The sequence below is a fragment of the Mesorhizobium sp. WSM4820 genome (assembly GCF_055811075.1).
Map to the genome: position 1 here is coordinate 1 of NZ_JBVVQN010000020.1, position 25,778 is coordinate 25,778.

At 61.2% G+C, this 25,778-nt stretch carries 22 protein-coding genes and 2 pseudogenes; 8 read left to right on the forward strand and 16 right to left on the reverse strand.

From position 1 onward, the window contains the following. The 3 genes and pseudogenes from AC0L2R_RS26570 to AC0L2R_RS26580 form a co-directional block, all read right to left on the reverse strand. A partial coding sequence (locus tag AC0L2R_RS26570) for a TCP-1/cpn60 chaperonin family protein (RefSeq protein WP_473512423.1) occupies positions 1-602 on the reverse strand: 602 nt, incomplete at its 3' end. A 61-nt stretch (positions 603-663) separates the two neighbouring features. After that, entirely contained in the window at positions 664-960 is a 297-nt protein-coding gene (groES, locus tag AC0L2R_RS26575) for a co-chaperone GroES (RefSeq protein ID WP_008871949.1), read from the reverse strand. A gap of 1,446 nt (positions 961-2,406) precedes the next feature. After that, a pseudogene (locus tag AC0L2R_RS26580) lies at positions 2,407-2,631 on the reverse strand (recombinase family protein); the annotation flags it as partial. Positions 2,632-2,647: 16 nt separating this feature from the next. Between AC0L2R_RS26580 and AC0L2R_RS26585 the strand changes: the two are divergent. Continuing rightward, positions 2,648-2,713, forward strand: a pseudogene (locus AC0L2R_RS26585) (hypothetical protein); the annotation flags it as partial. Between the two features lie 59 nt (positions 2,714-2,772). On the opposite strand, the gene AC0L2R_RS26590 reads toward AC0L2R_RS26585, so the two are convergent. From AC0L2R_RS26590 to AC0L2R_RS26635, 10 genes are all read right to left on the reverse strand, one after another. Beyond that, positions 2,773-3,204, reverse strand: coding sequence for a hypothetical protein (locus AC0L2R_RS26590; protein WP_473512573.1), 432 nt, complete (start codon positions 3,202-3,204; stop codon positions 2,773-2,775). Positions 3,205-4,596: 1,392 nt separating this feature from the next. Then, positions 4,597-5,595 carry a 4-hydroxyproline epimerase gene (locus AC0L2R_RS26595; RefSeq protein ID WP_473512425.1) on the reverse strand — a complete coding sequence of 333 codons (999 nt, stop codon included), beginning with the start codon at positions 5,593-5,595 and terminating at the stop codon, positions 4,597-4,599. An 18-nt stretch (positions 5,596-5,613) separates the two neighbouring features. Then, positions 5,614-6,474: an ABC transporter permease gene (locus AC0L2R_RS26600; protein WP_473512427.1), complete on the reverse strand. Its 861-nt coding sequence runs from the start codon at positions 6,472-6,474 to the stop codon at positions 5,614-5,616. After that, positions 6,471-7,319, reverse strand: a complete 849-nt coding sequence (locus AC0L2R_RS26605; RefSeq protein WP_473512428.1) for an ABC transporter permease — start codon at positions 7,317-7,319, stop codon at positions 6,471-6,473. The genes AC0L2R_RS26600 and AC0L2R_RS26605 overlap by 4 nt, the downstream gene beginning before the upstream one ends. Before the next feature lie 14 nt (positions 7,320-7,333). Then, positions 7,334-8,425 carry a quaternary amine ABC transporter ATP-binding protein gene (locus AC0L2R_RS26610; protein WP_473512429.1) on the reverse strand — a complete coding sequence of 364 codons (1,092 nt, stop codon included), beginning with the start codon at positions 8,423-8,425 and terminating at the stop codon, positions 7,334-7,336. 92 nt (positions 8,426-8,517) lie between these two features. After that, positions 8,518-9,369 carry a glycine betaine ABC transporter substrate-binding protein gene (locus AC0L2R_RS26615; protein WP_473512430.1) on the reverse strand — a complete coding sequence of 284 codons (852 nt, stop codon included), beginning with the start codon at positions 9,367-9,369 and terminating at the stop codon, positions 8,518-8,520. An 84-nt stretch (positions 9,370-9,453) separates the two neighbouring features. Then, a complete protein-coding gene (locus AC0L2R_RS26620) occupies positions 9,454-10,785 on the reverse strand; it encodes an NAD(P)/FAD-dependent oxidoreductase (protein ID WP_473512432.1) in 1,332 nt (443 codons plus the stop codon). Then, positions 10,782-12,299, reverse strand: a complete 1,518-nt coding sequence (locus AC0L2R_RS26625) for an aldehyde dehydrogenase (protein WP_473512433.1) — start codon at positions 12,297-12,299, stop codon at positions 10,782-10,784. Before AC0L2R_RS26625 ends, AC0L2R_RS26620 begins: the two co-directional genes overlap by 4 nt. After that, positions 12,292-13,203 (reverse strand): dihydrodipicolinate synthase family protein, encoded by a 912-nt coding sequence (locus AC0L2R_RS26630; protein WP_473512435.1) that lies wholly within the window; start codon positions 13,201-13,203, stop codon positions 12,292-12,294. The genes AC0L2R_RS26625 and AC0L2R_RS26630 overlap by 8 nt, the downstream gene beginning before the upstream one ends. 467 nt (positions 13,204-13,670) lie before the next feature. After that, positions 13,671-14,357, reverse strand: a complete 687-nt coding sequence (locus tag AC0L2R_RS26635; protein ID WP_473512437.1) for a GntR family transcriptional regulator — start codon at positions 14,355-14,357, stop codon at positions 13,671-13,673. Positions 14,358-14,559: 202 nt separating this feature from the next. Here AC0L2R_RS26635 and AC0L2R_RS26640 point away from each other — a divergent pair, with 202 nt between their 5' ends. After that, on the forward strand, positions 14,560-15,540 hold the full coding sequence (locus AC0L2R_RS26640) for a GlxA family transcriptional regulator (protein WP_473512439.1): 981 nt from the start codon (positions 14,560-14,562) through the stop codon (positions 15,538-15,540). A 227-nt stretch (positions 15,541-15,767) separates the two neighbouring features. Here the strand turns inward: AC0L2R_RS26640 and AC0L2R_RS26645 are convergent, their stop codons facing one another. Next, positions 15,768-16,724, reverse strand: a complete 957-nt coding sequence (locus AC0L2R_RS26645; RefSeq protein WP_473512441.1) for a LysR family transcriptional regulator — start codon at positions 16,722-16,724, stop codon at positions 15,768-15,770. A 227-nt stretch (positions 16,725-16,951) separates the two neighbouring features. Between AC0L2R_RS26645 and AC0L2R_RS26650 the strand changes: the two genes are divergently transcribed. Further along, positions 16,952-17,686, forward strand: coding sequence for an SDR family NAD(P)-dependent oxidoreductase (locus AC0L2R_RS26650; protein ID WP_473512443.1), 735 nt, complete (start codon positions 16,952-16,954; stop codon positions 17,684-17,686). 73 nt (positions 17,687-17,759) lie between these two features. Continuing rightward, complete coding sequence (locus AC0L2R_RS26655) at positions 17,760-18,359, forward strand: NADPH-dependent F420 reductase (RefSeq protein WP_473512444.1); 600 nt, start codon at positions 17,760-17,762, stop codon at positions 18,357-18,359. Positions 18,360-18,521: 162 nt separating this feature from the next. On the opposite strand, the gene AC0L2R_RS26660 is transcribed toward AC0L2R_RS26655, so the two are convergent. Then, a complete protein-coding gene (locus AC0L2R_RS26660) occupies positions 18,522-19,079 on the reverse strand; it encodes a TetR/AcrR family transcriptional regulator (RefSeq protein ID WP_473512446.1) in 558 nt (185 codons plus the stop codon). Positions 19,080-19,196: 117 nt separating this feature from the next. Between AC0L2R_RS26660 and AC0L2R_RS26665 the strand changes: the two genes are divergently transcribed. The 3 genes from AC0L2R_RS26665 (at position 19,197) to AC0L2R_RS26675 (ending at position 22,774) form a co-directional block, all read left to right on the forward strand. Next, entirely contained in the window at positions 19,197-20,831 is a 1,635-nt protein-coding gene (locus AC0L2R_RS26665; RefSeq protein WP_473512448.1) for an NAD(P)-binding domain-containing protein, read from the forward strand. A gap of 72 nt (positions 20,832-20,903) precedes the next feature. Beyond that, positions 20,904-21,524: an NADPH-dependent F420 reductase gene (locus AC0L2R_RS26670; protein WP_287218194.1), complete on the forward strand. Its 621-nt coding sequence runs from the start codon at positions 20,904-20,906 to the stop codon at positions 21,522-21,524. 140 nt (positions 21,525-21,664) lie between these two features. After that, positions 21,665-22,774, forward strand: coding sequence for an epoxide hydrolase family protein (locus tag AC0L2R_RS26675; RefSeq protein ID WP_473512449.1), 1,110 nt, complete (start codon positions 21,665-21,667; stop codon positions 22,772-22,774). 325 nt (positions 22,775-23,099) lie between these two features. On the opposite strand, the gene AC0L2R_RS26680 is transcribed toward AC0L2R_RS26675, so the two are convergent. Then, positions 23,100-24,338: an ROK family transcriptional regulator gene (locus AC0L2R_RS26680; protein WP_473512451.1), complete on the reverse strand. Its 1,239-nt coding sequence runs from the start codon at positions 24,336-24,338 to the stop codon at positions 23,100-23,102. 121 nt (positions 24,339-24,459) lie between these two features. Here AC0L2R_RS26680 and AC0L2R_RS26685 point away from each other — a divergent pair, with 121 nt between their 5' ends. Next, the gene (locus AC0L2R_RS26685) at positions 24,460-25,725 is read left to right on the forward strand and encodes an ABC transporter substrate-binding protein (protein ID WP_473512453.1); all 1,266 of its coding nucleotides are present in this window, start codon (positions 24,460-24,462) and stop codon (positions 25,723-25,725) included. The last annotated feature ends 53 nt before the right edge of the window (positions 25,726-25,778 follow it).

Below are 25,778 nucleotides of genomic sequence, written 5' to 3' on the forward strand. Positions count from 1 at the left end.
GAGAGATAGCCGCGGTCGAACTGCATGCCTTCGACGACTTCGAGTTCGGTCTCGGCGGTCTTGGCTTCCTCGACCGTGATGACGCCCTCATTGCCGACCTTCTGCATCGCTTCGGCGATCATCGAGCCGACCGAAGCATCGCCATTGCCGGCGATGGTGCCGACCTGGGCAACCTCTTCCGAGGTCTTGATCTTCTTGGCGTTCTTGATCAGCGTCGCGACGACGTCGCTAACCGCGAGATCGATGCCGCGCTTCAGGTCCATCGGGTTCATGCCGGCGGCAACCGCCTTGTGGCCTTCCTGGACGATCGACTGCGCCAGAACGGTCGCGGTCGTGGTGCCGTCGCCGGCGATGTCGTTGGTCTTCGAAGCAACTTCGCGGACCATCTGCGCGCCCATGTTCTCGAACTTGTCGGAAAGTTCGATTTCCTTGGCGACGGTGACGCCGTCCTTGGTGATGCGCGGGGCGCCGAACGACTTGTCGAGGACGACGTTGCGGCCCTTGGGGCCGAGCGTGACCTTCACAGCGTCGGCGAGGATGTTGACGCCGCGCAGCATGCGCTCACGGGCATCGCGAGAAAATTTTACGTCTTTGGCAGCCATTTTTAGCTCCTGGCAGGGGCTTGAATTGAGCCCGGGGTTTAAGTGATGGTGAGGCCGATATTCAGCCGATGATGCCCATGATGTCGGATTCCTTCATGATCAAAAGGTCTTCGCCATTGAGCTTGACTTCGGTGCCCGACCACTTGCCGAACAGGATGCGATCGCCGGCCTTGACGTCCAGCGGCACGAGCTTGCCGGCTTCGTCACGGGCGCCGGAACCAACGGCGATGATGTCGCCTTCCTGCGGCTTTTCCTTAGCCGTGTCGGGGATGATGATCCCGCCGGAGGTCTTGGATTCGGATTCGACCCGACGAACGACCACGCGGTCATGCAGCGGCCGGAAATTCGACTTTGCCATTTTGGATATCCCTGGTGCGGAGGTTGAAAGGTTCTCCGTTGCCGGAGCGTGGTTAGCACTCGCCAGTGGAGAGTGCTAACGTGGCGCTGAAATAGGCTGCGGGCTCGTACTAGTCAAGACGTACGAGGGGACGGCCGAAGAGCAAAGGATTTGGAATCGGCGCGGAAGGCTCGCCCCCGTACGGTGCATCCAACTGCCTTAGCGAGCGTTTCGGCCGTAAGCTCTGGGCCAACTTTCGTCTCTGTTTGGAATGTGAAATTATGTGAAATTAATGGCCGAGCAGTCGGCCGGAATCGATGGCCAGCCAAACAGTCTTGAGCTTTTTGCAATTCATCATAACCTAAGTGGCATCGCCAAAAGGAGCGCTTATCGCAATCGATGGTCTGCAAATGCCTGCCGAAGCGCCTGGCAATCCTAAAGCAAGGCGCTCGCAATTTGCTTGTTCGGTAGGTTCCGATCAGCAGGTCGAGAGGAATGCTCGTTTTGAGGACGATGTTTGGGAATTTCGTGATCGAGGTGGATTGTTTCCGTGGTGAGGTTTGCGTCGGCGATTAGATAGACAAGATGGCGCGCCCGTCCAGTGCGCCTACCGCGCGAATCTCTCCCTTCACGAATTCCGCCGTGAACGCAGCGCGTTGAGCCGCAACGGCACCGGAAAGCCTTGACGATCATGCCGGGTACTGGCGTGTGCTGCGATGTTGTAGGTGGTCAGGCGGGCCTTGACGTCATTGCGACGGTAAATGAGCAGCGGGGACCGGGTGGGGGGCTTGGGGTTAGTCCCCGCTGCTTTGAGCTGCCTTCGCAGGGTGCAGTGGCAGCACAACTAAATAGTGACTGAGCGATGACAGGACCCAGACAGCGGAGCCTTGGGCACCCTGTCAGTCTTACATCGGCTAGTGCCGCCCCCAAGGCTACCCGGGCGGGTGTCTCAAGAGTGCGGCGGGGACGGACCTTCAAAGATTGCGACTTCCGCACCCCAGCCTACACTCCGGCCTGACGCGCGTGCCCACCCAATGACGAGTGCCCACCCAATTGACCCCAGCGTCAAGCGACAGGTCATTAGTAGCCGATAAAGATCGCCCCCAAATCGGCCCCTTGGGCTAGCTCGGATAGACAATTCGGGTGAGCGGGTTCAACGGGGTCAAAAGGAGGGGTCGGAATATCCGGGCCAAATTTTCTTACGACCCATCGGATAACAGGCTCATGCGTGGCACCCCCCGTGCCCCTTCGGTTTCACCACACAGGCCCGAGCGAGACGACCGCCAGACGCCGAGAGGCTGCCCGGTGGCGGTACCTCAGACCGACATGAGCACGCGCTGGCGGGCTATCCTTGTCCAGCGGTTGGAGTGCGGAGTGTGCGTAGGGCATACCAATCGGGACGCCTACTTGCGGCTGTCGTCAGTGCAACGTAGCTACCGGGTAACGAAATGGAGGGGTCTATGTTTCTATGGCCGCATTGCGCTCCTGGTCCTCAGGCCGCTCCCGGTAGCGCCCTTCCTGCTTGGCCTTTCGGATACCCTGGGCCTGCCGCCGCCGCCTGTCGTCATAGTCCTTGCGGGCAATCGCAGCGATCATGTCCAGCATCATCCCGTTGATGGCCTCCTGCATCCGGCCGGTGAACTCGTCGGTTCCGCTTGAAGCCATGCTCCAGGAGGTGGGGAGGTCGAGACTGGTCTTCGTCTGCGCGATGTGGATCACCGGCTTCGACGTGCCAACCTGCTCGACGATCCATCTCGACAAGCCAATGAAGAACCACACTCTGATGCAGACGATCGCGCGCGCGAACCGAGTTGCGCCCGGCAAACAAGCGGGTCAGCGCGGATCGATCCGCTGCGCGACCAAACGCAGTCGTTGCGCGTGTGCAAGGTCGAGGAGGCGATCTTCAAGTTTACGGATCCCAACATTGCGGGGAAATCCAAGCTCACGCGGCGACTCGCGCCCGGTCGGCCGGATTTCGCAATAACCATCCGCAGGAAACATCGCGGAGCGAACCGACGCCGGCAGACGATCAATGACAAGCGTCTGAATTGTGACGACCTGCTCGCGCCGATAGGCGCCTTCGGCGACATCCCGCCAACGAACGCGTCCGCGCTGGCGAACCCAACGGACCTCGGCGACGGTGATATGCATATAGTCGCCGGCAATGGCCAGGCCACGATCAGATCCATCGCAGCTTCGTTGCGCACCGGGACGACCGCGGCGACGGAGCACATAGCCTTCGGCCTGTTGGCCTTCGCGATACATCGGTTTTCGCGCGCAAGCGTCCACACCGCGTCTGCCGCTCCCTTCGCGCTGCTGTATTCCTCTATGAGCCTATCGCGATCGCCTCCCGCATGGCGACGTCCATTGACGCTGCATGCTCTCTGCGTAGCCGAAAGGCCTCGAGGAATCGCTGGTGCAAGGAAGAGACTGCCATCCGGAACTCGTTCACAATGTCGTTGATCACTGCTTGTGCGACAGAGGGGTTGGCGGGCCTTCGCTCTTAATGATCTTGAGTGAAACGGAGCCGGGTCGGCTGCTTACGTCGACCGCTTAGGAAGAGGCGACCGTCGCGCGTTGGGCCGAGCAGTACGGAAACGGCTGCAGAGAGATAGCACGCGGGTATAGATATTGGGACATGCGAACAGCGTGTCGGAGGAGCACCGTGTCGATGTCACCATCGGCATCGACGTAGATGCAGCGCATCAGCTTCACCAGTTTGCCTGTCTCTGCGTGTCTTCTCGATCGTTTCCCCGACCAGATGGAGAGGCATTCTAATTTTTCCGTACTTCAGTACGTACTGCCGAGAAAGCCTTTCTTGGGTCGTCTTCCGAAGCGGAAACGTTGAAGGACAGAGGATCATTGGGCCTATGTGTCCACGCTAGCACGGTGATTCATCCAAAAAAATGCACGACAAGCTCCATCGAACAGGAGATTTGTCGTCAACCTGCCAGCGTATTACGTGATGTTGCTAGCACCGAAGAATTTCAAGCATCAAAGACTTGCCAATGAACGAACTCAAAAAGGTGTGCCCACACAATGTCACAGCAAATGAGAATGCGAAGCTTTGGCCGATCGAGGATCGACAGGATTCGACACGACACCCATCTCCTGCCAGCCCATTCCCGTCTACTCGACCTAGGGCTGTCGAGCATGAGCAAGACCGTCCTTGCCTTATGGTCTGTGAACTCCGGCGTTGACCTCGCCGAATGGCAGTCGTAAGTAATGCAGTCAAAAGTGTGCATACCGCGACGGCGACCACATTGTTTTAGTCTTTTCAACAGTCTAAGAATCTGACGGTATTCTTGACGGCATTCCTTGGAAAGATGATAAGATTTTACCAATCAAAACAAGCAGTTATAGACCTAATTGATCATTGAGTGGGAATAGGGGAAACGGCGGCAACAACGAGGGCCTAGCACGTCAGCGTCTCTGCCAGTGTCCCTGCACCAATTATCCTTTACCGCTTCGATCGCCCTTCCGTAGCAACCTGGCAACACTGAAACGCGGCTAAGCGCGAATGTAAAGCGTCCTCAGAACCGCGTAGAGCCTTGGCGTACAGCGGCGCGCAAATAGGCGGGTTTGGACCAGCGACAATGGTCGCGGAAGGTATTGGGACGCTCTGCTGCGGGGCGCGAAGAAGAGGCGAGCATGTCGTCACCGGATCTGGAATCCGTGGGCCAACGGATCGCGATCGTCGACGAAAATCGTGTTGTGGCCGATAATCCGCGCCCAGCCGCCGACACTGGGCTTGATGCCCTTGAAGGGACCTATGTCTGCCTCCGCCTCGACGCGGCCTTCGAACACAGTGCCGATCAGGCTTTCCTGGCGGAAGGTGTCGCCGACCTTCAGTCGTCCCTTGCCATGGAGTTGCGCCATGCGCGCCGAAGTTCCAGTCCCGCCTGGCGAACGGTCGATCGCCTTGTCGCCGTAGAACACCGCGCCGCGGCCGTCGGCGTTGCTGCTCGAGGGCGCATCGCACCAGATGGCGTGGTGCACGCCGCGTATTTTCTCGTCTTCGGGATGGACTGGATCGCAGATCGGCTCGAGCGCATCGCGAAGACTGCGGCTGAGGTCCACGATATCGCTCGCCGACATGCCGTCCAGGCCCTGCCATGATTTCTGCGGCTCGACGACAGCATAGTAGTTGCCGCCATAGGCGATGTCGACGATGAGCCGACCGAGACCAGGGACTTCGACGGCGATATCAGCGGCATGCAGATAGCTGGCAACGTTGAACATCCGGACGGAGTCCACGAACTCACCAGGCTTCTCGTACTGGATATCAACCCTGCCGGCCGGAGTCTCGATCGAGAGCTTACCCGGCACACTGGGCGTTACCAGGCCTTCTTCGATTGCTGCCGTCACGAGACCGATCGTGCCGGCGCCGCACATCGGCAGGCAGCCGCTGACCTCGATGAATATGACGGCGAAATCACAGTCCTCGCGGTACGCCGGATAGATGATCGCACCCGACATGATGTCGTGCCCCCGCGGCTCGAACATCAGTGCCCGCCGGATCCAGTCATGATCGCGTACGAACAGGTCACGCCGCTCGGCGATGGGAATATGAGGCAGCAGGGGACCACCTCCGGCGACCAGGCGCACGGGATTGCCGCAGGTGTGGCAATCGATACAGAAGAAACTGCGGCGCACGGGAATTCCCTTTTCGGTTCAGGCGGCCTTCGCCGCACCAGGCGCCTGGCTGCGCTGCAGCACTCCCCTGGAGACCCTGTCGAGGAGGATGGCGACGGCGACGATCGACAGCCCAGCCCTGAGGCCGAGGCCCATTTCCATCCGCGTCAATCCCCGCGTCACCTCGGCTCCGAGACCGCCTGCTCCGACGAGGCCGGCCAGGACGACCATGGCCAGCGACAACAGGATGCACTGGTTGAGACCGACCAGCAGTGTCGGGGTAGCCGAGGGAATTTCGATCTTGAACAGAATCGACCGCGGCGAGGCGCCGGTGGCTTGCCCGAGTTCCAGGAGGTCTTTCGGCACCTGGTTGAAGGCCAGGGTGGTCAGGCGCAGCATTGGAGGTATGCCGTAGACAATGGTGGCGATGATCGCCGGAACGCGGCCGAGGCTGAAGATCATCACGGCAGGGATGAGATAGACCCACGGCGGCACGGTCTGCATGATGTCCAGCACCGGTCGGATCGCGGCCTCGAACTTCCTGTAGCGCGATGCCAGGATGCCAAGCGGGAAGGCGATCGACACGGAAATGATCACCGCAACCGTCACCAGCGCCAGCGTCTGCATCGAAGCGGTCCAAAAGCCCGCCAGCAAGCAGAACGTAAGCGCGATCGCGGTCACCACCGCGACCCGGACGCTGACGAAGAATGCGGCGAGAAGGACAGCCACTGCGATCGTCGCGTAAGGCGGCGGATAGAGCAGCGCGGTTTCGATGCCGCCCAGCACCGCCTCGATCAGCTTGGTCACCGTGTCGAAGAACGGATGGAAGTTCTTGTTCAGCCAATCCACAACGGGGGCCAGGTAAGCCCCCGGCGAAAACCGGAACAGATCAGGGTTCATCTTGCGCCTCCCTCGGCGCGATGCGCCGCGCTCTGCGTGAACCTGTCGAGCACCATGGTCAGGATGACGATCGCGATCGCGGCATTGATCGACGTGGCGATGTCGAGCGTACGCACGGCTGTGTAGATCGTCTCTCCGAGACCTCCCGAACCGACGATGCCGGCGATGACGACCATCCCGAACGCCATCATCAGGCTCTGGTTGATCCCGGCCATCACGCTTGGGATGGCGAAAGGCAGCCTGATCTTGATGAACATCTGCCAAGGTGTCAGGCCGGTTGCCTGGCCGAGCTCGATGAATTCGTGCGGCGTCATCCGGATGCCCAGGGACGTGAGCCGGATGGCGGGCGGCATCGCGACGATGACGGTAGCAACGAGCGCGGTCGCCGGCCCATAGCCGAGCAGCGCGATCGCAGGGAGGAGGTAGATGTAAGGCGGCAAGGTCTGGATCAGGTCGAGCACGGGCTCGAGAAATCGGTCGAACGACCTGACGAAACCGGCCACGAGCCCGGTGGGAATACCGACGACAAGGGCGAGGATGGTGGCGGTGGTCACTAGGGCCAATGTGCTCATGGTTTCGGTCCAGAGCCCCATGACCGCGCAGAAGATCAGGGCAAGTCCCGCGAGGACGCCGGACAGGGCGTTGATCAATCGCCAGCCGAGCAGTGCCGCGATGATCGCGATCACGTAAAACGGTGCGAGCTGCAGGAGCCAAAGGACGCCGTCGTAAGTCCCTTCAAGCACGGTCCTGAAAAAGTCGAACAACCATTCGCCGTTGTCGCTGATCCAACCGAGCGCGGTGTCCGTCCAGGCATCGAAAGTGTCCGTAATGAATGCAGTGTCCATTTCGATCTCCCGATTTATGCCGCGGCGAGTTCTCCCGCGGGCGCCCCGGCAACACCGCGCAGCAAGCCACGGATGGTGACGACACCAACGACGGTGCCGTTCTCGATGACCGCGACCGCATCGCGGTCGGACTTCATGGTGAGGTCGATGAGTTCGCCGATGTCGGCCTCCGGCGAAGTCCGAAGCAGCGCGTTGACGTCGCAATGCGGGTGCGAACTCTTGAACTCGGCTACGGGTCGCATCACGGAGTGCGCCTTGACCAGGTGAATCCTGGATATGCCCGCCACGAAATCGGAGACGTAGTCATCGGCGGGTTTGGTTACGATCTCCTCAGCCGTTCCGACCTGGACGATGACACCGTCCTTCATGATGGCAATGCGGTCGCCGATGCGGATGGCTTCCTCGAGGTCGTGGGTAATGAAGACGGCCGACTTGCCGAGCGACTTGGTGAGGTTGCGAAATTCGTCTTGCAGTTGGCGACGGATCAGAGGGTCGAGAGCACTGAACGGTTCGTCCATGAGGATGATTTCGGGGTCTGCCGCCAGCGCCCGAGCGAGGCCGACGCGCTGCTGCATGCCGCCGGACAGTTCGGCGGGATACCGCGACGTCCAGTCGGCAAGCCTCACCTTTTCGAGCGTTGCACGAGCGATCCTGTTGCGCTCGTCTTTCGCAACGCCACGTACCTCAAGACCGAAGGCGGCATTCTCGAGAACCGTCCGGTGAGGGAGAAGCGCCACGCTCTGAAACACCATGCCGATGTTGCGGGCGCGCATATCGCGAAGGTCGGCCGCACTCAGCTTGGCGATCTCCTTTCCCTTCACCGTGATCTTGCCGAGGCTGGGTTCAATCAGACGATTGAGGAGCCGGATCAGCGTCGACTTGCCACTCCCCGAGAGCCCCATGATGCAGAAGATCTCGCCGCGGCGGACCTGCAGGCTGGCGTCGGAGACACCCACCACGCAGTCGAATTCCTGCAGCACCTGCTTCTTGGATAGCCCACGTTCGGTTATGGCCTTGACGGCGGTCTGGGCACGACCACCGAAAATCTTCCATACGGACTGGCAGTCGACCAGAACTTCGCTGGTGGCATTCATCGCAGTGTTCATCGCTTTCCCCACGGGCCGGCTTGGCGGCGGCCCTTCATGTTTTCATAGCTCCGGGACGGGCCGCCGATGTCGGCGGCCCGCCGTTTCGACAATTATTCGGCCTTGATGTTCTCCCAGCGCTTCAGGAGGTCGGCATGGCTGTCGGTCCAGGCCTTGATGGCCTCGTCCATGGTCTTGCCTTCGTTGACGGCGGAGTTGATCGCGGTGATGTCGGCAAGCGGCACGTAGACGCTGGCGATCACTTCGCGTGCATGCGGATTGTCGGCGGAGAAGCCCTTCTTGCCGATCCAATAGTAGCTCTGCGGCGGTGGGAAGACCGCCTTTGGGTCCTTGAGGAACTTCACGTCATACTTCTGCATCATCCAGGAGGGCTCCCAGATCGTGACGGCGATCCATTCCTTGCGGTCGACAGCCGACTTGAGCGCCGCGGTCATGGCAGCGGTGCTGCCTTCCACGAGTTGCAGTTTCAGGTCGTATGCCTTCACCGAGTTCGCGGTGTCGCGCATCAGGCCGGATCCCGGCTCGATGCCGACGATCTTGCCGCCGAACTTGTCGGCGTTGTCATTCAGCTGGTCCATGGAGTCGATCGTCACGTATTTCGGCACCGCCACGCCCTGGAACAGGCCATGCGAAACCGGAGAGATCTTCTCGAGCTTTTTCTTGTTCTTGTCCCAATAGTCCTGGGCGACGTAATCGGTCTGCGAGGCGAGGATCTGGATGTCGCCCTTGCTCAGCGCGGCGTAGGCGATGCCCCATTCGGAGAAGTCCACCACCTTCACGGTGTAGCCGGAATCTTCGAGCACCTTTTTGGTGATGCCGGTGATGGGGGTGAGGTCCTCCCAGGACATCGTGCCCACGGTAATGGTCTTTTCTTCGGTGTGGGCGGACAACATCGTCATACCGACCATCGCGGCAGCGCAGAGCGCTTTCCACAACGTCTTCATTCTACTCACTCCTTTTGTTTATCGTTCCCATTCTCATTTGAAGACTTTGCGGTCGGCTCAGTCTTCATATTGCGCGGCGGGGGCTCATCCCTCGCGGCCTGCACGCAATTCCTGCAATCGGATCACGGTGTTGACGCCGAGCCATGCGAGCGGCTCCGGTGGGAGCCTCGCGGGTTCCGGCTGATCCGAGAATTTGTCGAGCATGTCCGAGCGGGTACCGGTCGCCAGATCGGCGGCCATGACGCCCGCGAGCGTGCTTTTCACGGTCCCGAGACCGTTCTCACAGCACGCGGAGTAGAGGCCCTGTTCGATTTCGCCGAAGGCGGGCACATGGTTCCGGCTGAGGCAAAGCCGTCCGGCCCAGACATGCTCGAACGGCACGTCCTTGAGGTCGGGAAACCTGGCGTCCAGGGAAGTCCGCTGCTCGGCGGCGATCCCGGCCAAGCGCCTTTCGCCCACCTCGACGCCCCAGTCGTAGGTGAACCGCGTCCGAATCACGATGCGCGAGGACCCATCGATTGTGATCTTCCTGACGGTCGCCCCCATTGGATCGGCCGGAAGCAACGCCCACCTGTCCTTGCCCGTGGACCGCAAGGTGAAAAGGGTAGTCATCGATGCATAGGTGAAGATGTGCATCAAACGACCACGGAAGTGACCGAAATCCTCGATATGGCCGTTGACGCCCAGGATGACTTTCGGCGCGGTCACGCTTCCGCGACGCGATACGGCCCTCCACATCCCGCCCTGGCGCTCGAGTCCAAGCACCGGCGAGTGCTCGAATATATCGGCCTTCGATGCCAGCCCCGCGGCGAAGCCGCGGATATAGTCGGCGGGCTGGATCATCACGGCGCCCGGCGTGTAGAGACCTCCCAGATAGTAGGACGATCCGGTGATCTCCCGCATCTCGTCCGCATCCAGGAAGCGGTGCTCCTCGCCGATGTTCGAGAGCGAGCGGCCATAGTTCGCATTGAGCTTTATTCCACGCTCTGTCGCCGCGGCATTGATCTTGCCCGACGGATCGAAGGTGAGCACGGACATGCCGTATTCCGCCGCGGCGTCGGCGGCGAAGGAAATCGCAAAACGATTCTGGGCGATCTCCACCTTCGTCGCGGTTTCGCTGGCGACGGAATATTCGCCCGACGACAGATTGTGCGGGACGTCGATCATGTAGCCGGAGTTTCGGCCCGAGGTCCCTTTGGCGATCTCTCCCGCCTCCAGCAGGACGATCTTGTCGCGAGGCCGCAGTTGACGCAGCCGCCGCGCCGCGGAAAGGCCCGCGAAGCCCGCCCCGATGATCAGCCAGTCGGCCGACACGTCGCCATCGAGCGTCCGGACGGGGAAGCTGCGTCTGCTGAGCGCCTCCCATCCCGAGGTTCCGGATTCCGCCGGAAGACGCTTGACGACGATGTTGTTCACCGGATGGTCTCGTCCACCGAACGATCCGAGACGTCGATCCAGACCGTCTTCAATTCACAGTAATTGTCATGCGCGAAGACCGACTTGTCGCGTCCGCCGAAACCGGATTCCTTGTAGCCGCCGAACGGCGTTGTCGCGTCGCCTTCGCCGAAGCAGTTGACGGTCACGACGCCCGCCCGGATTTCGCGCGAAAGCTTGATCGCCTTGCGCAGGCTTGCGGTGTAGACGGACGCAGTCAGCCCGTAGTTCGTGTCGTTGGCGAGCGCCACGGCTTCGGCAAGCGAATTGAACGTGGTGACCGAAAGGATCGGTCCGAAAATCTCCTCCTGAAACAGGCGGCTCACAGGTGTAACACCATCGACGACGGTCGGTTCGATGTAGATGCCCTTGTGCGTGGCGCCGCCATGGGCGATGGCGAGCTTTTCGGTCTTCACGTCAGCGAGGAAGGATTTCACCTTCTCGAAATGGCTCTTGCTGACCAGCGCGCCGATGCGATTTTCCGGATCGAGCGGATCGCCCGTCTTCCACTCGCGCATGTAGGCGCCGATCCGCTGCAGCAACTCGTCCTTGATGCTGGCGTGAACGATGAGCCGTGACGTGGCCGAGCAGTTCTCGCCCATGTTCCAGAACGCGCCGTTGACCACCTGTTCGGCGACGAGGTCGAGGTCTTCGGCATCCTCGAGAACCACAGCCGGGTTCTTGCCGCCGCATTCGAGGACGACGCGTTTGAGATTGGAGTCCGCCGCATAGCGCAGGAAGCGCCGACCCGTCGGTGTCGATCCGGTGAACGCCACCATGTCGACGCCCATATGCATGCCGATCGGTTCGCCTACATCCTTGCCGCCGCCTGTGACAACATTGAAGACGCCCGCTGGGATACCCGCCTCATGCGCCAGCTCGGCGACACGAAGCGTAGTCAGCGTCGTCTCCTGAGCCGGTTTCACGATCACCGAGCATCCGGCGGCAAGCGCCGGACCGATTTTCCAGGCCAGCATCAGCAACGGAAAATTCCACGGCAGGACGCAACCGACGACGCCAACCGGTTCGCGCACAACCATGGTCAGTGCGTTCGAGCCCACGGGAGCCGTGTTGTCATAGAGCTTGTCGATCAGTTCGGCATGCCAGCGGATGGTGTGGATCGTGTCTGGAATGTCGACGGTCTGGCATTCGCGGACCGGCTTGCCGCTGTCGAGGCTCTCCATGACCGCAAGTTCGTGGCGGTTGCGTTCCATGAGCTTCGCAAATTTGAGCATCACGGCCTTGCGCTCGCCAGGCGAGCGCAAATGCCAGCGGCCGTCGTCGAAGGCTTGCCTGGCCTTGGCGACGGCGAAATCGACATCGCTAGCGTCGCATGCCGCGACCTCGGCAAGCGTGTCGCCCGTCGCCGGATTGGTCGTCTTGAATGTCTTGCCGGAGTTTGCAGGACGGAACGCCCCGTCAATGAAGGCATTGGTCGGAAACTGAAGGTCCGCGGCGATCGCCTTGTATTCGGCAGCGGTCAAAGGTTCATGCATGGTTTGCTCCCGACGTGATCTGGGCGACCGTGCGCTTCAAGGTGGCGACGACAGTTTGGAGAGTTCGCTTTTCTTCCGAATTGAGGGGACGCAGCGGCGCCCGCACGGGGCCGGCTTTGAGGCCGATCAGCTCACAGCCGTGCTTGATCGACTGAACGAACTTTCCGCATTCGAGGAAATCCATGAGCGGCAGCATCGCCGTCATGATGGCGCGGCCCTTGTCGAAATTCCTTTCGAGCACGCAGGCCTCGTAGAGCGCGACATGCTCGCGCGGCAGAAAATTGGAGCCGGCGCAGACCCAACTCCTGGCACCCCATGCAAAGAATTCGAGAGCCTGGTCGTCCCAGCCGCAAGAGAGCGCGATATTGGGGAACTTCCGCGCCAGCAAATGGACGTTGCCCATCTCGCCGGAGCTCTCTTTGATGGCGACGACGTTCCTGGACCTGCCGACGCGGGAGAAATAGTCCTCCCGCATCGTCACGCCCATGCGGGCCGGATAGTTGTAGAGCATGATCGGGAGGTTCGCCGCGCGGTCGACAGTGAGGGCGTGAACCGCATTCTCACGCTCGGTCGGCAGAGCGTATGGAGGCGACGACACGAGGATGGCGTCAGCACCGATCTCCTTTGCCGCCTTGGCATATTCGACCGAGTCTTCGGTCTTGGTAGAGCCCGTTCCAATGATGAGCGGAAGCCGGGTGCCAATCACCTGCTTGGCATAGGCGGCGAGATCGAAGCGCTCCTGGGTGCTCTGGGCGTAGTATTCACCCGTCGATCCACCAACGATGATGCCGTGGACGCCCGCTTCGATGAGCGACTCGAGCACCGCCGCGAAGGCGTCGCGGTCTATCTCCCCGTCCGGGTCGAGAGGTGTGATGGCCGGGGTGTAGATACCTTCGAACTTCAAGACAGTTCTCCATCAGTGGAGTGGCCATTTCGACCAATGCGTCCTTGGGGCGCATGAGACCGTCTGCGAATTCTCATGCGAGAATTCTCAGCGCTCAGAACCGGTCGATCGCACTTGATGTCTTGGAAAATTGCACACGACCGCGAGGGAGTCAATGCATTGTATTATCTATGTACACATTATTTATATTTTGATAACACACGACCTGCTCGCAAGAGCGAGCCTGGGACGGGCTGGGTTCGGCTGAATGTGCCTGTGCCTTTCACTGCCGGCAAACTGCCTAAGCGCGTGACCAGAGCGGGGTCGCGGTAGAGGGGGCAAGCCCACAAGACCAGAAGTAACGAGCGGCGCATCTCGAGCCGTTTAAGGTGATTTCAGCAAAAGGGTGTGATTCTAACCGGAGGGTTAGGCGCTAGTGCTGAAAGTTGAGGTCCTCGAATTTCGCCGGGTCGCTAATGGCGTTGCGTTCAAGAATCGCCAACGAGTGCATCCGCCTTCAATCCTTGGGGCGCGATAAACATCTCCATGTTTTCGCGCGACAGTTCCCAGTGCTCGAACACGAGATCGACAACGGCGTCCTCTTCGTGAGCGCCGATAGCGGAGATGAAGCCGTCGTGATGCTCGACCGCTATCTGGAGTCGCTTGCGCATGTCAGCGTTGCGTGGTCGGAAGAAGGTGTGACCGATACGAGCGTGGTCTATCAAAAGCCTGCCGAGACTTGGCTGAAGGTAGACATTGCCGGACATCTCGCCAATGATCTCGTGAAATCGGTTGTTCTCGAGCACCATGGAAAGCGCGTCGCTGGACATACTTGCCTTGCGGAAACGCTCCTGTGTGTCCTTCAGATCCGAAAGCTGTGATGGTTTGAAATTCTGGACGGCCAATCGGCCGATCGCTGCGTAGATCATGGGCGCGACCAGGAAAAAATGCCGAAGTGTCGAATGGTTCATCGGAACAACCCGGGCTCCCCTGTTCGCCCGAATTTCGATGTATCCTTCGCCCTCCAATCTGCGGAAGATTTCCCTGACCGGGGTCCGCGAAAGGCCGTAGCGCTCGCTTAGCGCCATCTCATCGAGATCCTCGTCAGGATCAAGTTCCATCGTCAGGATGCGACGCTTCAGATCATCGTAGAGATTGCCCTTGCTGCCCTTCATTGCGCACCTTCGGAATGGTTCTGATAGTCAAACATCTATTGCGACAGGAAGAATCGCATGCGGTGGTCAGCGAGTCAACGGATTGTATTTTCTTGGTACACAATATATAACCCGTCATCGATGGCTCACCCGCCAGAAGGGAGACAGCCGAATCCGTCCCACTGCGATCGAGCAAGGCCCAACGATAGCCCAGGAAAAAGGAATGCCCAAGAAGTTCGCGTTTCTCCTGGTTCGCGACTTTACCCTCTCGCCGCTCTCGCTCTTCATCGACACGCTGCGCTTGGCTGGCGATGAGGGCGACCGGAGCCGCAAGATCGAATTCGACTGGCAGATCGTCGGCGAACGCGGCCTGCCGATCAGGGCGAGTTGCGGCGTCGAATTGCTTCCGACGAAGGAGATCGGCAATCCGGAGGACTTTGACAACGTCGTCGTGGTCGGCGGCCTGCTCGACACCAACCGTGCCCTCAGTTCAGAGAAAGAGGCATTCCTCTTGCGGGCCGCCGAGAAACGAGTGCCTCTTACCGCGCTTTGCACGGGAAGTTTCGTGCTTGCCCGTTACGGCTTGCTAGATGGCTATAGCGCCGCCGTCAGCTGGTTCCACATCAAGGATTTTCGGGCTGAGTTCCCCGACGTGAACGCGCATGCCGATAGTCTGTTTTCCGTCGACCGTGGCCGCTCAACATGTGCCGGAGGCACGGGCGCGGCTGACCTTGCCGGCTTTTTCGTGTCGCAATTCATCGGTCAGAAAGCGGCGGAAAAAGCCGCCAAGATACTCGTCCTTGATCGCATTCGAAACATCAGAGACGTGCAACCCGTCGGGGATCTTTTTCCCGAAGCGTCGAGCCGTGCGGTCAAGCGGGCCCTGCTGTTGATGGAAAGCAATCTCCAGGCGAAAGTCTCGATCACCGAGATCGCAGCCCAGTTGAATTGTTCCAGGCGTCAGCTGGAACGTGTTTTTGGAACTGAATTGGGTGTCAGCCCGATGGCGGCGTATCTCGCGCTACGCGTGCATTATGCGAAGTCTTTGCTGGAAGACAGCGACTTGCAGATAGGGGAAATCGCGTACCGATGCGGTTTCGAGAATGCTGGTCATTTCAGCCGGGTATTCCGTCAGCACACCGGTATGACGCCTACCCACCTTAGGCATCCGACCCGCTCGGTCCGCATTCCCGCAAAAGAATGATTTATCACCCTGCCGGTGACGGCCATGATGACAGCTTTGCGTTGGCGATTGAACGTTCGACTTCGGCGAGAAACCGGGCGCGCCTTGGTATCCATCATACCCGGAGAACGTGCGTCGTCTCTTCCATTTCTGCGCGAGGCAGAAGGCTGGACAGCCCATGGACTTTGCAGCCATTCCCGCTTGCACCGTTGTACGTCAGTTTGCGACAGAAGCCGACGTTCCCGCATTTACCCCAATTCTTCCCCTAAACAAGCACGACCCGGCAAGCGTCGCCGGCGATCTCCTGCGCGTCGGTCGCGCGATATGGACAGCCCCGCTAAAAGTGGGGCGTAGGCGGCGAGTTTGCGGGATACGAACTCGGTGAGGAGCCGCACGCGCTTCGTCTTGCGTGTCTCCCCCTGAGTGAGAACCCAGATCGGTCCATACAGGTGTAGGTTGGTACCTGGCACCCTCTCCAACAAGGGATCGGTATCTCCGACGAAACACGGGAGCGTCGTGATGCCTATACCTTGCCGGACCGCCGCGATCTGCGCTTCGAAATCCATAGTCCGGAACGGAGTCCCAGTCGTGCGAAGTTCTCCCTCGCGGGTCCAGTCCGGTACTCCATGACCGCTTATGGCGATCCACCTGGGATCCGGCCCGCCCGCCTGCCACTCGGCTAGTCGATCGCCGGACATGTAGAAGCCGCCGAACAGCTCCGGCCCCTTCAGGCCGTGAAGATTGAGCGGCAGGGCTTCGCGGTCGTAGACGACGCGGATCGCCACGTCGGCCTCTCGGTTGGTCAGGTTTGCCAGCTCGCCGGACGACAAGATTTCCATCTCGATGCCCGGATGCAGGCGTACGAAATCCGCGAAGTCCGGCATGAGCAGGTGTGCTGCGAGGGGCGCCGGCAGCGTCACCCGCAGAAGCCCGCGCACGCTTTGATCGCGCCCCAAGACGCGCGTTTCCAGTTGGTGCGACGACGCTTGCATCTGGTCCGCGAACTCGAGGACCTCCTCGCCCGCAGCTGTTAAGCGGTAGCCCGAAGGCAGCTTTTCGAACATCTGCGCCCCGAGGCGGTCCTCGAGCTGGGCGATGCGTCGCAGCACGGTCGCGTGGTTCACTCCGAGACGTTTGGCGGCGGCCCGCACTGAGCCTCCTTGCGCGGCGGCAAGAAAGTAGCGAACGTCATCCCAGTCGATCATGGTGCATTTCCGCGCCGCGCAGTCGGCTTCCGATGCTCATTCTAACATACGGAGCCGGAGTTTGCGCGAACATCGTGGCGTTTGATTATCGGTATGGATCGTTTTCGCACCACCGATGTGCGCTATTGCTCACTGTCTGGCTGACTTCGGCAGGGCCATGTTGAGCTTCTCGGGAAGACGTCCCGTCCGGTCAAAGACCCGAAATAGCGAAACGAAGGATACACGATATGCCCAGATTGAATGGAAAGACCGCCGTGATCACGGGTGGCGCCACCGGCATCGGCCTCGCCGCTGCAAAGCGCTTCATCGAGGAGGGCGCTTTCGTCTTCATCTTCGGCCGTCGGCAGGATGCGCTCGACGCCGCCCTCGTCGAGCTCGGGTCCAATGCCCGCGCGGTGCAGGGCTCGGTCTCCGATGAGGCCGATCTCGACAAGCTTTACGCGGCGGTGAAGACCGAGCGCGGAACCCTCGACATCGTCTTTGCGAACGCTGGGGTAGGAAGCCAGCTTAAGCTCGGCGAGATCACCGCCGAGCACATCGACGAAACCTTCGACGTCAATGTGAAGGGTACGATCTTCACGGTCCAGAAGGCGCTGCCGCTGATGGGCGAAGGCGGCTCGATCATCCTGACCGGATCGAGCGCCGGCACCACGGGCGCCCCGGCGTTCACCGCCTACAGCGCAAGCAAGGCGGCTGTGCGCAACCTCGCACGAACCTGGGCAGAGGATCTCAAGGGCACCGGCATCCGGGTAAACGTCCTGTCGCCCGGGGCCATCGCGACCGAACTCGCGACCGAAGCGCTCGGAGAGGGCGGCTTGAAGGCTTACGGCTCAATGACTGCGTTTCAGCGCATGGGCGATCCGGCAGAGCTCGGGGCGGCGGCGGCCTTCCTCGCCTCGTCGGACAGCAGCTTCATGACCGCCAGCGAGGTAGCCGTCGACGGCGGCCTAGCCCAACTCTGACCCGCTTCGCCTGGACGGGTTCCATTCGATATTCAGCGCCCGACCGGGCGTGGTAAAACAAAGGAAAATAAACATGAGCTACGCAATTATCGGCTTCGGCAATACCGGCCAGGGCTTGGCCAAGGCGTTTGCCCGCAAGGGCATCGACGTATCCGTGGCAACCACGCGCGACCCGGAAAGCTTTGCAGCCGATGCGGCCGCGATCGGGCCTACGATCATCCCCAAGACGCTGGCGGAGGCAGTCAAAGCGGACATCATCTTTTTGGCAGTTCGTTTCGAGGCGCACCCGGATGTCGCGAACGCGCTGCCCACCTGGCAGGGGAAGACCATCGTCGATGCGACCAATGCCTATGGCGTACCCCCTGAGGAACTGGGGGGACAGCCGTCTTCCAAGTTCATAGCGCAGGCTTTCTCTGGTGCAAGACTGGTCAAGGGCTTCAACCATCTGATCACTGCCACCCTTGACCAAGATCCCGCCGTACATGGTGGCAAGAGAGTCGTGTTCCTGGCGAGCGACGATGAAGACGCTGCAGCGCAGATTGGTACGCTCGCGGAAAATCTCGGCTTCGCGCCGATCAAGCTAGGCGGGCTTTCGGAAGGCGGACTGCTCGTGCAGGCGCGCGGGAACAGCTGGGGCCGGCTGATCTTCAAGGACCTGGTCAAGTTCGACTGATGAACATGACGTCCCACCGGCAGGGACACGATGCACGCATCGGATCGAGCATGATCCGATGCGTGCGGCCGAGGTGACGCCTGGAAGCAAAGGATGAAGTGCTCCGCCTCTCGTCAGCAGTATGATGAATACTTAGTTTTGACGGTCGAGCGCAGCAGAAGCCTATCCGGTCGACGGGTTCGCCAGGATGGAGCCCGTAATGATGCGAAAGAGATGATCGGCCCGCGGCGCGAATGAGGGTTGGTCGACCGCCCATCCGAGAGCCGTCATCAGGGCGAACAGGTCATCCCCATTCATGTCGGGCCGCGCCGCGCCTTCGGCCTGTGCACGGAGCAGCAGTCGCGCGCTCGCCGAGTGCACCGCAGCGCATGAAGCATAAAGAGCGGAGTCCGGGTTCGTGTGGGCGGCGGCCATCATGGCGACGACGCCCCTATAGCTTTGGGCGAACACCAACCATTCCTGGAACCAGGAGATGAGCGCCTCGTCGGGTGAGTTCGACGTTTCGAGTTCATCTGCCTTCTGAGTCAGTGCGTCCAGATTCGTACACAGCAGCGCGTCGAACAGGGCTTCTCGCGTCGGGAAATGACGAAGCAGCGTGGCTAACCCGACCTCGGCTCGACGGGCGATATCGCGCATCGATGCGTCGGCGCCGTGCTGGGTGACGACCTCACGCGCGACCGCAAGGATGTGGCTGTAATTTTTTTTGGCGTCGGCTCGCATAGGTCACCTTGATAATCGGATCAGTGATCCAGATATACGGATCAGTGGTCCACAAGTGTATATGGAGCCGGAGGCGCTTTCCGGCAACCCGAAAAGCGAAGTCATGGGAACACGAACATGAGCACTATCAGCATCATCGGCTCAGGCGGTATGGCCGCAGCGATCGGCGATCTTGCCGCCAAGGCCGGACACACCGTCGAGGTGATGAGCCGCGACGCCACCAAGTCGCGGGCGCTGGCCGAGCAGGTCGGAGCCGGCGCGACGACCGGAACGTTTGGCGCCGCCCCGGTCGGGGACATTGTCATCCTGGCGGTTCCTTATTCGGCCGTTCTCGACGTGGTGAAGCAGTACGGCGAAAAACTGGCAGGCAAGCTCATCGTCGACATCACCAACCCCATCAAATCCGACTTCACGGGTTTCTTGACTCCTGAAGACAGTTTCGGCGCGCAGGAGATCGCCAAGGTTGCTCCTGCCAATGCCACTATCGTCAAGGCGTTCAACACCCAGAACGCCCAGGTCTTGGCTGCCGGTCCTATCGGGGGCCATCCATTGGACGTGTTCATCGCCGGGGACGACTCTCAGGCGAAGGCGCGCGTCTCGGCGTTCATCGACAGCCTCGGGCTACGTCCGATGGATACCGGGCGGCTGATTATGGCGCGGACGCTGGAGCACGCCTGCATGCTGTGGCTGGGCCTCATGACCCGCTCCATCAAACATACCAACTTCTCAATCCGCGTCAGCCTCTCGGCTGAGCCCGCGGCACCACGTCTCGCATCACATTACCCAAGGAGCAGCAGCATGCGCGTTTTAGTTACTGGCGGGACCGGTCATATCGGTTCGCACATCATTCCCGAGCTCATCGCGGCCGGACATGAGGTCATTGGCCTGGTCCGGTCGGACACGTCCGCGACGGCGGTGTCGGCGCTCGGCGCCAAGGTACGTCGCGGGGATATCACCGACCTCGACGGGCTCAAGGCGGCGGCGGCGGAGTCTGACGGCGTCATCCACGTCGCGCACAGGCAGGATCTGCTTCCGTCCGGCGGGATCGACGCCGTGGCCGCCGCGGAGCTCCAGATCATGCTCGCCTACGGCGAGGCGCTGGCGGGGACCGGAAAGCCGCTCGTCGTCTCGGGGAGCATCGGCTCGGCGGGGTGGGAAGGCCTGGGCCGGCCAGCCACCGAGAAAGATCCGGCTCTTCCCGGCGGCGAAGCATACAAGGGCACCCTGCGGGTTCGTAACGCCGTGGAACTCGCCGTGATCGGCCTCGCGGAGCGGGGCGTGCGGTCTTCGGTCGTCCGAATTCCTCCCATCGCGCACAGCACGACCGATGCCGGCTTCCTCCAGCTGCTGATCGGTCTCGCGAAGGAGAAGGGCGTTATCGGTTACCCCGGTGACGGCGCGAACCTCTGGCCGGCTGTGCATGCCCGCGACCTGGCCTCCCTTTTCCGCCTGGCGCTGGAGAAGGGGCCGGCTGGCAAATATTGGCACGGGATTGAGGGCGACGGCATCCGGTTCCGCGAGATCGCCGAGGCCATTGGCAGCCGTATGGGCATGCCCGCTGTGCCCATCCCTGCGGACGTACTGATGCTGCCTGGCTTCTTCGGCTTTCTCGCGAATTTGGTCGCGCTGGACCTTCCGGCGTCCAACGCCATCACCCGCCAGACTCTCGGCTGGTATCCAGGTCAGCCGGGCCTGATCGAGGACCTCGACAACGGCCATTACTTTCCGGCGGGTCGTATCGCGATCCCGTAATTCGTCAAACCAATAAACGGATCCCCCGTCTAGCGACCACCAGCAATACCCCCACTCAATAGGAGACTACACATGAGCACTATCAGCATCATCGGCTCAGGAACGATGGCCGCCGCTATCGCGGTCCGTACCGCCAAGGCCGGACACACTGTCGAGGTTGTCAGCCGCGACCCCGCCAAGGCGCGGGCGCTCGCCGACCAACTTGGAGCTGGAGCGACCACTGGGATATACGGAGCCGCCCCCGCGGGCGACATCGTCATCCTCGCCGTGCCGTACAGCGGTGCAGCGGCGGCGGTAGCCGACTTTGGGAAAGCGCTCGATGGCAAGGTAATCGTCGACATCGCCAACCCGGTTACCCCCGACCTCTCCGGCCTCGTCACGCCCCACGGCAGTTCTGGCGCGCAGGAGACCGCAAAGGGCCTCCCCGCCGGCGCGCATGTTGTGAAGGCGTTCAACACGATCTTTGGTCACGTGCTTGCGAAGGGTGGACGCCTCGACGCGTTCATCGCAGCCGACGATGCGGAGGCGAAAGCGCGCGTCTCGACGTTCCTCGAGAGTCTCGGGCTGCGTCCGCTCGACGTGGGCGGCTTGCACATGGCCCAGACGCTGGAGGCGCTCGGTTTGATGATGATTGGCCTCGCCAAAAACGGCGCCGGCACCTGGGACTTCGCCATGAACGTCGATATCGGCTGAATCACCGACATCAGCCCTCACCGGCAGATCCGCAATACCACTGGAAGCAAGTCATCTCACGTTTGGAGCGGACATCGGAGGTCAATTCGTATTGGACCGGTCGGCCGGTCTTCTGCTGCACTACAGCCAAGGAATCAATCATGATCACTCCCTTCCAGATTCCCTATGATACGGACCAGGCCGCTGACCTTCGTGGCCGCCTCGCACGGACGCGTTGGGCCGACGCGGTAACTGACGACTGGACCATGGGAACCGAGCGCGGCGTCCTCAACCAGTTCATCGATTTCTGGCGTGACGGCTATGACTGGGCACAGCGGCGAGATCGGCTCAACCAGCTGCCTCATTTTCGGACGACGGTCGATGGCCACGGCATACACTTTCTGCATTTTCGCAGCGCACAAAGTGGATCGATCCCGCTACTGCTGATGAACGGTTGGCCGTCCAGCTTCGTGGAGTTTCAGCGTATAGCGCCGCTGCTTACCCGGGGAAAGCCGGCGTTCGATGTCGTGATCCCCACCATGCCCGGCTTCGGCTACTCGGACAGGCCAACCCGGCCCTACGAGGCGGAGCCCAGTGACCTTTATCCGAAGTTAATGACGATGCTGGGCTATGGGCGGTTCGTCGTGGCTGGGACTGACATCGGCTCCGGCCTTGCCACCCGGATAGCGCTTCGGCATCCGGCGCGTTTGCTGGCTCTCCATGTCTCGACGGTCGCGCCGAAGCCGATTCCAGAAGATGCGTCGCCCCTGTCGAAGTCCGAGATCGACTATGACGAGCGCCTCCAACTGTGGAGCCGGGAGGAAGGGGGCTATCAGGCGATCCAGAGCTCGAGGCCACAAACTCTCGCCTTTGGGCTTGCCGACAGTCCTGTTGGCCTGGCCTCGTGGATTGTCGAGAAGTTCCGGGCCTGGATGGACTGCGATGGCGACGTCTTCTCTGTCTGGCCACTCGAAGACCTGGCTGACGCTCTGACGATCTACTGGATGACCAACACGATCGGGTCGTCTGTCCGCTACTATTACGATGCCGCCCGGCTGCGGCCGCCGCTGCGGGCGGATGACTTCGTGCATGTCCCCACCGCCGTCGCGATGTGGCCACATGATCTGGCGCTCGCGCCGCGCGAGCGGGCCGAGCGGCTCTACAATGTGCAGAGTTACACCGTCTTTCCGCGTGGCGGGCATTTTCCGGCCTGGGAAACGCCGGAACTCTACGCCGACGATTTGCGAAAGATCGCGCTCGCCGCGATCTGAACGAACAAGCGTGTTCCGCTTCACCCGCTGGCGGGCACGGCTTGTGGAGATTGCCCGCCAGCGGCGTGCCGAGCAGGCGCGGCTGGCCAAGCTCGAAGAACAGCGGGTGGAATATTTCGATCGCAAGCTGGCGCAGGCAGAGCAGCGTGATCGACTACGGACGTTTCTGATGACGCTTCCCCCTGACTCCATCTCCGAGGAAGCGTCTGTTCGCTCTATCACCGGGCGGTACGGCACGAGGGCTCCTTCGGTCGAGCAGGCAGTCCAGGTATTTGCGAGGCAACAAGGCGAAATCGTCGTACCGAGCGGCGCTGCCGCAGTCAAATCATTGCAGCCGGCTGTTGTGGCGCAGCACCAGGCCGACCGCGCCGAGCAAGGCATCGTTCTGCGTGTGCTTGCCAATGATTATCCGCGTGCGCAGGGCGGGCGCGATATCGCGGGACTTGATGAGCGTGTGGCGTTCATATGACGTGATCAGCGGTGCCAGGAGAATGTCGCCTGCCAACGCCATGCGGCCACCGATGATGATGAGCGGCGGATTGATCACCGAGCCGATCAGACCAAGACCGCGGCCGGCGAAGTCCGCGGTGTCCTCGATCATCCGTAGCGCCCCGACGTCGCCCTGTTCAGCCATCATGATCACCTCGTCCATCGTCACCGGCCGCCGCACGATGCGCGAAATCTGCTCCAGCGGCCGGGCAAAACTCGCATAGAGCTCCAGGCATCCGCGATTGCCGCACCGGCAAAGATCGCCGCCGGGATCGATGCTGATATGCCCGAATTCGCCGGCGCCGCCGGCGGTTCCGGTCACCAGCCTGCCATGCTGGACTATGGCCCCGCCGACGCCGAGATCGATCTTGAACAGGACGAAATCGTCTTGGCCGACGGCCGCGCCCCACATCAGCTCGGCAATGGCCGAGCAGTTGCTCTCGTTGTCGGCGAAAATCGGCTGTTCGAGAACCGGCCCGAACACATCGCGGATGTTGACCCCGGCCCAGGTCGGAACAATACTCGCACGCTGCACCACGCCTTCGCGGCTGACAGGGCCCGAGACGGAAACCCCAACCCCCAGGAGCCCCGCCATCGGCAGACCGTTCTCTTCGTAGCATTGGGCAATTGCTGATTTGGCGAACTCGGCCGCCTGTTGTGGCTGGTAGTCCAGACCCATGGGAAGAGTTTGTTCGGCAATGACAGAATGCGAGACGTCGGCAACGATGCACCGCATCTCGTCGAGGCCCAGATGGATCCCGACGCAGGTGCCCGCAACAGGATTGAGCGTCAAGGTCGCGGCAGGCCTGCCAATGCCCCTGGCCCCGTCGTGATGGGCCGAGGATTCGATCACCATTCCGGATTTTTTCAAGCCGTTGAGCGCCGTTGAGACCGTCGATCGCGCCAAGCCGGTGATATGCGCGATTTGCGAGGCAGAAAGCACGCCGCGCTCACGCAGGCAGCGCACGATCAGGCTCTCCGGTGATGCGGAGGGCCTGTCGATCAGCCAGTTTCTAAGCGAAGGTTTGTTCATGATGAGCACAAAGGACGTTGACTGATAGCTCAAATATGTCATCTTGGAAAGAACGGAGATACTGCATCCCCGTCTGCGACGACCTCAAATTGTCTGCGACGAGCTCAAAACTGCGTCCACAAGCGGTCGATACGAACCGTGCATCACCTATGGGAGTGAAACGATGGAATATCTGAGGACGGCCGTTGCGGCCGCTACGGCGTACACCCTTGTTGCGGGAGCCGCGTTCGCTGAGCCCAAGACCAACCTGTTGCATCAATGGGCGTCCGGATCGGACGCCCAGGCTATTGCCAAGCTCGGTGAGATGTTTACCGCCAAGGGTGGCGCCTGGCAGCAGACCTCCATCGCCGGCCACACGGCCAACACGCTGGCGAAACTGCGCGCCGACGTGATCGCCGGCAATGCACCCCCCGCGGTACAGCTCAAGGGACCCGAGATCGCCGAATGGAACGAGACCGGCATGACCGCCAATCTCGACGAACTGGCGACGGCGGAAAACTGGGAAAAGGTCGTCGCTCCCGAATTGCTGCCGGTGATGAAGCCGACCGGCAGCTGGGTGGCGGCGCCGATGAATATCCATCGCATCAACTGGCTGTGGGCATCGCCGAAGGTAATGCAGGAAGCAGGCGTCGCCGAGGTGCCGAAGACATGGGCAGACTTCAACGCCGCCTGCGACAAGGTCGTGGCATCGGGCAAGATCTGCATCTCGCACTCGACCGCGGACTGGACCGATTCGACGGTGTTCGAGGTCGTCGTCTACGGAATGGATCTCGATCTCTTCAAGAAGGCCTTCGTCGAGGGTGACGTCGAGGCGATGCGCAGCGACGGCATGGTCAAGGCCTTCGAACAGTTCCGCACCATGACGACGAAATATATGGACCCCGGCATGAACGGGCGCGACTGGGATAGCATGTCGCATCTGGTCGGCCGCGGCGAGGCCGCCTTCCACATCATGGGCGACTGGACGCTCGGCCTGCTCACGGCCGGCGGCTTCAAGGAGGGCACCGACTACATCTGCGCCCAGGCGCCGACTGATTGGGGCAAGCCGGGCTTCATCCTGAATTCCGACTCGGTCGTGTTCTTCCAGCAGAAGGATCCGGACTACGTCGAGGGGCAGAAACTGCTCGCCAGCACCATCCTGTCGCCCGAGTTCCAGACGGTTTTCAATCAGACCAAGGGCTCGATCCCGGCCCGTCTCGACGTCGATCTTTCGAACGGCTTCAATCCCTGCCAGCAGCTCTCCCAGAAGGATCTGCAGGCGTCGATCGATGGCGGCACGCTTGTCCGGTCGATGGCGCATAACATGACGATCCCGCAGAAGGTGCGCGGCGCGATCATGGATACGGTCACCGAATTCGTGGCGACGCCGGACATGACCGCGCAGGACGCAGCCAGCGCGATGGCCGATGCGGCCGAAGCGCAGATGTGAAGACGCTGCCGATGATGTCGCGCGTCGCCCGGCCCCGACTTCGCCGGAGCAGA

Coding starts and splice junctions, on each gene's coding strand:
- groES (WP_008871949.1), bottom strand. CDS start 960: ATGGCAAAGTCGAATTTCCGGCCGCTGCATGACCGCGTGGTCGTTCGT.
- AC0L2R_RS26590 (WP_473512573.1), bottom strand. CDS start 3,204: ATGTATCGCGAAGGCCAACAGGCCGAAGGCTATGTGCTCCGTCGCCGC.
- AC0L2R_RS26600 (WP_473512427.1), bottom strand. CDS start 6,474: ATGAACCCTGATCTGTTCCGGTTTTCGCCGGGGGCTTACCTGGCCCCC.
- AC0L2R_RS26605 (WP_473512428.1), bottom strand. CDS start 7,319: ATGGACACTGCATTCATTACGGACACTTTCGATGCCTGGACGGACACC.
- AC0L2R_RS26610 (WP_473512429.1), bottom strand. CDS start 8,425: ATGAACACTGCGATGAATGCCACCAGCGAAGTTCTGGTCGACTGCCAG.
- AC0L2R_RS26615 (WP_473512430.1), bottom strand. CDS start 9,369: ATGAAGACGTTGTGGAAAGCGCTCTGCGCTGCCGCGATGGTCGGTATG.
- AC0L2R_RS26625 (WP_473512433.1), bottom strand. CDS start 12,299: ATGCATGAACCTTTGACCGCTGCCGAATACAAGGCGATCGCCGCGGAC.
- AC0L2R_RS26635 (WP_473512437.1), bottom strand. CDS start 14,357: ATGAAGGGCAGCAAGGGCAATCTCTACGATGATCTGAAGCGTCGCATC.
- AC0L2R_RS26640 (WP_473512439.1), top strand. CDS start 14,560: ATGCCCAAGAAGTTCGCGTTTCTCCTGGTTCGCGACTTTACCCTCTCG.
- AC0L2R_RS26645 (WP_473512441.1), bottom strand. CDS start 16,724: ATGATCGACTGGGATGACGTTCGCTACTTTCTTGCCGCCGCGCAAGGA.
- AC0L2R_RS26650 (WP_473512443.1), top strand. CDS start 16,952: ATGCCCAGATTGAATGGAAAGACCGCCGTGATCACGGGTGGCGCCACC.
- AC0L2R_RS26655 (WP_473512444.1), top strand. CDS start 17,760: ATGAGCTACGCAATTATCGGCTTCGGCAATACCGGCCAGGGCTTGGCC.
- AC0L2R_RS26660 (WP_473512446.1), bottom strand. CDS start 19,079: ATGCGAGCCGACGCCAAAAAAAATTACAGCCACATCCTTGCGGTCGCG.
- AC0L2R_RS26665 (WP_473512448.1), top strand. CDS start 19,197: ATGAGCACTATCAGCATCATCGGCTCAGGCGGTATGGCCGCAGCGATC.
- AC0L2R_RS26670 (WP_287218194.1), top strand. CDS start 20,904: ATGAGCACTATCAGCATCATCGGCTCAGGAACGATGGCCGCCGCTATC.
- AC0L2R_RS26675 (WP_473512449.1), top strand. CDS start 21,665: ATGATCACTCCCTTCCAGATTCCCTATGATACGGACCAGGCCGCTGAC.
- AC0L2R_RS26680 (WP_473512451.1), bottom strand. CDS start 24,338: ATGACATATTTGAGCTATCAGTCAACGTCCTTTGTGCTCATCATGAAC.
- AC0L2R_RS26685 (WP_473512453.1), top strand. CDS start 24,460: ATGGAATATCTGAGGACGGCCGTTGCGGCCGCTACGGCGTACACCCTT.